At 61.5% G+C, this 5,221-nt stretch carries 4 protein-coding genes; all 4 read right to left on the bottom strand.

Features of this window, described 5'->3' with window-relative positions:
• Nucleotides 1-101 precede the first annotated feature (101 nt).
• On the bottom strand, nucleotides 102-710 hold the full coding sequence (locus WBB95_RS25300) for a biliverdin-producing heme oxygenase (RefSeq protein ID WP_424490060.1): 609 nt from the start codon (nucleotides 708-710) through the stop codon (nucleotides 102-104).
• A gap of 137 nt (nucleotides 711-847) precedes the next feature.
• A complete protein-coding gene (locus tag WBB95_RS25295; protein ID WP_424490059.1) occupies nucleotides 848-3,412 on the bottom strand; it encodes a TonB-dependent receptor in 2,565 nt (854 codons plus the stop codon).
• Nucleotides 3,413-3,528: 116 nt separating this feature from the next.
• Nucleotides 3,529-4,497 (bottom strand): FecR family protein, encoded by a 969-nt coding sequence (locus WBB95_RS25290; RefSeq protein ID WP_424490058.1) that lies wholly within the window; start codon nucleotides 4,495-4,497, stop codon nucleotides 3,529-3,531.
• Nucleotides 4,498-4,571: 74 nt separating this feature from the next.
• Complete coding sequence (locus tag WBB95_RS25285) at nucleotides 4,572-5,090, bottom strand: RNA polymerase sigma factor (RefSeq protein WP_424490057.1); 519 nt, start codon at nucleotides 5,088-5,090, stop codon at nucleotides 4,572-4,574.
• Nucleotides 5,091-5,221: the final 131 nt, after the last annotated feature.

The raw sequence follows: 5,221 nt of genomic DNA, 5'->3' as shown, positions 1-5,221 counted from the left end.
TGGCTTGCCTGCGATAGCATCGGCTCGGTATCACAAATAGACCGTGGTGACAGCATCGCAGGAAAGCCAGCTCCCACAGGGGGCCAGTTTCTAAACAAATATCAGGCCAGTTCAGGGGCGCTAGCGTACGCCTGTTCCAGCAGCACGGTGAAGCGCACAAACGCGTCGACCGCGCCTTTTTCTACTGCGGCTTCTTCTTCAGCGCTGAATGCCAGGCTGTCGAGGGTGCGGGTGAAGCTTTTCCAGCCTTCGGCGCGACCACCGGCCGGCTCGCCCAAGTGACGGGCACCAAAGGTTTCGCTCAAGCCCAGGCCTACGGCGCGTTTGATCAGGAAGGCGGCGCCCAGTTTGGAGCCTTCGGACACGAACAGCCAGCCCAGTGCTTCGGCCTTGCTCGGGTTTTTCACGGCGCCGGCGACCGGTGCTGGCACTTCGGTATCGAGGTCGGCCAGGTCCAGTTTGGCGGCGTCGGCGCGGCAGCGTTCGGCCAGGTCCGGCACGATTTTGATTAACTCGGCGTCGTTGTACAGGGCCACCAGTTCCGACTGGAACAGGTACTGCGCCACCACGAAACGGGCGAAGTTGGCCTGGGTTTCAAACGGGGCGTGGGCCTTTACCAGTGCATCCAGTTTAGTGTGCGGCTCGTGGGTGATCTGGTTCAGGCGCTGGGAGCGCAGGCTTGGGCGTTCTGCGGTGGGAGAAGCGGTCATCGAAAAAAGTCCTTGAGAAGAGTAGCGCCTGGGAGCCCTGAAGAGAGCTGTTATCAACTAGACGAACAAGAAGACGTGGCACAGTAAAAAATCCTCACCTCGCCGAGGAAACTCCGGCGAGATGAGTGTGGCGGCTATCAGATGTCCCAGATCAGGTTGATGGCGAAGTTGCGGCCTGGCTGGGTCAGGCGGTCGAGGTTGGCCGGTGCGGTAACGCCGGCTTCACCGACGCCGTCGTAGCTGCGCACGTCATCCCAGTTCCAGTACTTCTTGTCGGTGAGGTTGTAGATGCCGCCGTTGATGGTCACGTCGTTGGTGACCTTGTAGAAGGCGCTCAGGTCGAGAATGCCGAAGCCTGGCGTCTTGAACGGGCCTTCGGTGCCGCCGTCTGGGGCGTGGAACGTGGTGCTGTCCACACGGTCCTGCTTCTTCACCAACGTCCAGCTCAGCAGGCCGCCGTAGTTGTCCTGGTCGTAGCCCAGGCCGAACACGCCTTTAAGAGGGTTGACGCTGTTGAGCGGCTCGCCGTTGTCGTCGTTGCGGCCGTAGGTGTAGCCAACCGAGCCCTGGGTGTACAGGCCTTGCGGCGCGCCGAATGCGTCGAGGTTCAGGCGACCTTTGGCTTCGATGCCCTTGATGGTGGCGTGCTTGATGTTGTTGGCTTCGAATTGCTGCACGGTGCCGCCGGCGACCGAGGCGTCTTCGTCGATGAAGTCGCGGTACTTGTTGTAGAACACGGCGATGTCGAACGAGCCTTCGTCAAAGTTGCCACGAATCCCGGTTTCCACGCCTTTACTGCTTTCGGGCTTCAGGTTGGGGTTTGGCTCGACGGTGTAGCCTTGCTGCAGGTTTTCAAAACGGCCGTACAAGGCTTTGGCTGATGGCGTGCGGAAGCCTTCGGCGTATTGACCGAACCAGGTGTAGTGGTCGGTCAGCGCGTAGGTCAGGCCAAATTTAGGCGTGACACGGTGCCAGGTTTTTTCCGCGTTGCTGTGGTCGTAGATCCGCGTCGGGTCAACCGTGTTGAGGAACTCGTTGGTCAGCTTGGGCTTGAGCTGGGTGTAGTCGTACCGCACGGCGGGCAGGAAGGTCCATTTGTCCCAAGTGATCTGATCCTGGGCGAACAGCGAATAGGTGTTGATGGTCGGGTCCGGGAAGTCGCTGGCCTTTTTCACGCTGTCACTGGCTTGAGGGCTTGGGGCGCCGATGGCCGTGCATCCACCGCCGACTGCGAGACACGTGGCGGCGCCTTCGCGCGAGCCGGTGACTTTCTGCTGTTTCAGGGTGGTGCCGTAGGTCACTTGGTGATCGGTTTCGCCGAGGCTGAAGGCCTTGTCCAGTTGCGCGTCGAAGACCCACTGCTTTTCTTCATAAAGGGTTTCGCGGGTGCGCAATACACGGCGCGACGGCTGGTAGATTTCAGCGGTGGTCTGATCAGTCTTGGCGATCTGGTAGTTGAGGCTGGTCTTGATCTGATCGGCAATCGGCGAGTCGAGGGCGAAGCGGTTTTCGATGCCGAAACGCTCACGGGTGATGGTGTCGTTGCCCGACCGCCCGCGATAGAAGTTGAAGCCGCGGCCGCCGGTGAAGGGGCCGCCCACGGCGTTTTTCAGGTTGACGTCGCGGTCGTCCTTGAACTTTTCATACGTCAGGCCCAGGCGGTTGTCGTCCCCGTAGTTCCAGCCCAATTTGGCCAGCACGTTGGTGGTGCGTGCATCTTCCGGGTTGGCGCCGGTGCGGGCCAGGCCGGTGGCGTTGTTGCCGTCGTAGGACTCCATTTCATGGCCGTTGCGCTGGCTCAGGTGCAGCAAGCCATCGACATCTTGCACGCGGCCGGCGACGGTGCCGGAGGTCAGCCAGCTGTCGTCGGCAGAGCTGTAGCCGGTCTTCAGGCGGGCGCCGTAGTCCTGGCCGGGCTTGATGATGTCGTCCGGGTCGAGGGTGAAGTAACTCACGGCGCCGCCAATGGCGCTGCTGCCGTACAGGGCGGAAGCCGGGCCGCGGAGGATTTCCACGCGCTTGACGATTTCCGGGTCGACGTAGTTGCGGCGGGTCTTGGCGTAAGGGCCGTTGAAGAAGTTGTCTGGCACTTCGACGCCGTCGACCTGGGTGAGGATGCGGTCGCCGTCGATGCCGCGAATGTTATAGCCCGCATTGCTGGCACGGGTGCCGGCACCGCCCACCGAGACGTTGGGCTCGTAGCGCACCAATTCACGAAGGGTGTTCACATTCTCGCGGTCGAGTTCCTCGCGCTCATGCACGGTGACGGTGCTCGGTACGCTGTTTACATCCTGTTCGGTGCGGGTGGCGCTGATGGTCACCTGTTGCAGGTTGAGCGTGCTGCCCGCCGGGCGTTTTTCCAGGACGATGTTGTTATTGCCCAGTTTGCGGTAGCTCAGGTTGGTCCCCACCAACAGCCGGTCGAGGGCTTTTTCCGGCGACAGCGCACCGCGCACGCCAGGGGACGATACGCCCTGGCCGAGTTCCGCCGGCAGGCCGACTTGCCAGCCCGTGACCGTGGTAAAGGCGTTCAGTGCCGACACCAATGGCTGCTGTTCGATGCTGAAACTGTAATTGCCGTGGCTGCGCGCAACCGGCTCGGCGGCGGTGGCGGCCATGGCGGGCGCGCTGGCCAGCAGGATGGCCGCTGTCAGCAAAGACAGAACGGGCGAAGAAGACCGGCGGTTGAAACGAGAGGACATCGAAAGCGCTCCGGAGGTACGAATCTTATAGTCGCGAACCGATTCAAATAGGAATCAGTTGCATTGGCTATAACGAGACGTATCGCCGGTCAGGATCGAGTAAAAATAATTCTCATTTAGTTCAAGATGACCAGCGCAGGGTATTCCGAGAGCTTGGCCGAGGTGATGTGCGCCAGGGAGCGCACGACGTCGAGGGGCTGGTCGAGGCGGTAATTGCCGGTGACGGCGACGCTGGCAAGCCTGTCGTTGGTGTTGACGATCCAGCCGGGGTAGTAGCGGCGCAGCTCGGCGAGCACCTCGCTCATCGGGCAGTTTTCGAACACCAGCCGGCCCTGGACCCAGGCCAGGTCCTTGCTCGCATCCAGCTTGGCGGGCTGGCCGAAGCCTTTGGGGCCGATGCGGATACTTTCCCCGGCGCTCAGGCGCACGCGGGCATCGTCGAAGGTATTGCTCAGGTCGACATCGCCGCGCTGCACCTGCACCTGGGCTTCGCCATTGAGGTAGCGCACGGCGAAGTCGGTGTCGCGCACGCTGGCGCGCACGGGGCCGGCGTCGATTTCCAGGGGCAGGCCACGGCTGGGCGCGACCTCAAAAAACGCCTCGCCCTGGTACAGGCGAGCCACGCGCTGGTGGTCCTTGATACTGCTGGAGAAGGCCGAATTAGTGTTCAACAGCACCTTTGAACCATCGTCCAACTGCAGGCGCTGGCGTTCGCCTACCACCGTGAGGTGGTCAGCTTGCAGGCGCACGGGCAGGTTGCTGAAACTGAACAGGCCGATCAGCAACACCGCAGCGGTGGCCAAGGGTTTCCAGTGCGGTTTGATTCGGCGCCAAGCGCTGGGCTTGCGCGGCGCTGCCAAGGCCACGGCGGCGCTGTGTACCGGCGCGCCACCCCAGGCGGCCTGGGCCTTGCTGAAGGCCTGAACGTGCGCTGGGTCGCTGGCCAGCCAGGCGTCGAACGCGGCCTGCTGCCCGGGCTGCGGACACTGCAAGGCGATCAGCCAATCCAGAGCCTGGTCCATCGCCGTGTCTTGCAGCACCTCATGAGCCAGCTCATGGGGGCGCAGTTTATTCGGGTCCGTCACGGTGTTCCTCGGGTCTTCGCCACGTTTTATTCATCTTTCCTACAGCCTGGATCAACACATCTGTCGGGTGAAGCTTAAGGCTGATCCAGCCGTTCGGCCACACCTACACAGATGGCCATGATCAATTTCAGTTCCTTTTGCACGGTGCTCAAGGACACCTGCAACTGATCGGCAATCTCTTGGTAGCTGCAACCGTGCAGGCGGCTGAGGATGAAAATCTGCTGCTGGCGGGCGCTCAACTGGCCGAGGCTGACGCTCAGGTGCTCAAGCAATTGCTCAGCCTGGGTCGCATCTTCCGGGGTGCTGATGGGGGCGGCGACGCTTTGCAGGACGTCCAGCGGGACATCTTCCTGCAACGTGCGGGCTTGAATTCGGCGCGAGCGCAGGTGGTCCAGCGCGAGGTTGCGCGCGGTTTGGTAGACAAACGGTTCGAGGTGATCAATCGGCCGCTCGCTGAGGGCCCGGGTGACGCGCAGGTAGGTTTCCTGCAGCAGGTCTTCGGCGGTGCTGTGGTTATTCACCATCCGCTGCAAGGTGCGTAGCAGAATCACCCGTTGGGAGAGAAAGAATTGGTTGAAGCGAGATTGGCTCACAGTGATACCAGACCGAGATGCAGTTAATGATAATGCTTATCATCAACTGAAATGGCAAGTGGCTATTCCATGAACCTGCACGGCACCCATGCAAGAGCCGGGCTAGTGTGGGAGCTGGCTTGCCTGCGATA

Origin of the sequence: Pseudomonas sp. (assembly GCF_049645325.1) — a bacterium.
Classification (GTDB): domain Bacteria; phylum Pseudomonadota; class Gammaproteobacteria; order Pseudomonadales; family Pseudomonadaceae; genus Aquipseudomonas.
The sequence above is the reverse complement of the archived record's forward strand: the minus strand, read 5'-3'. Positions and strand labels throughout refer to the sequence as shown.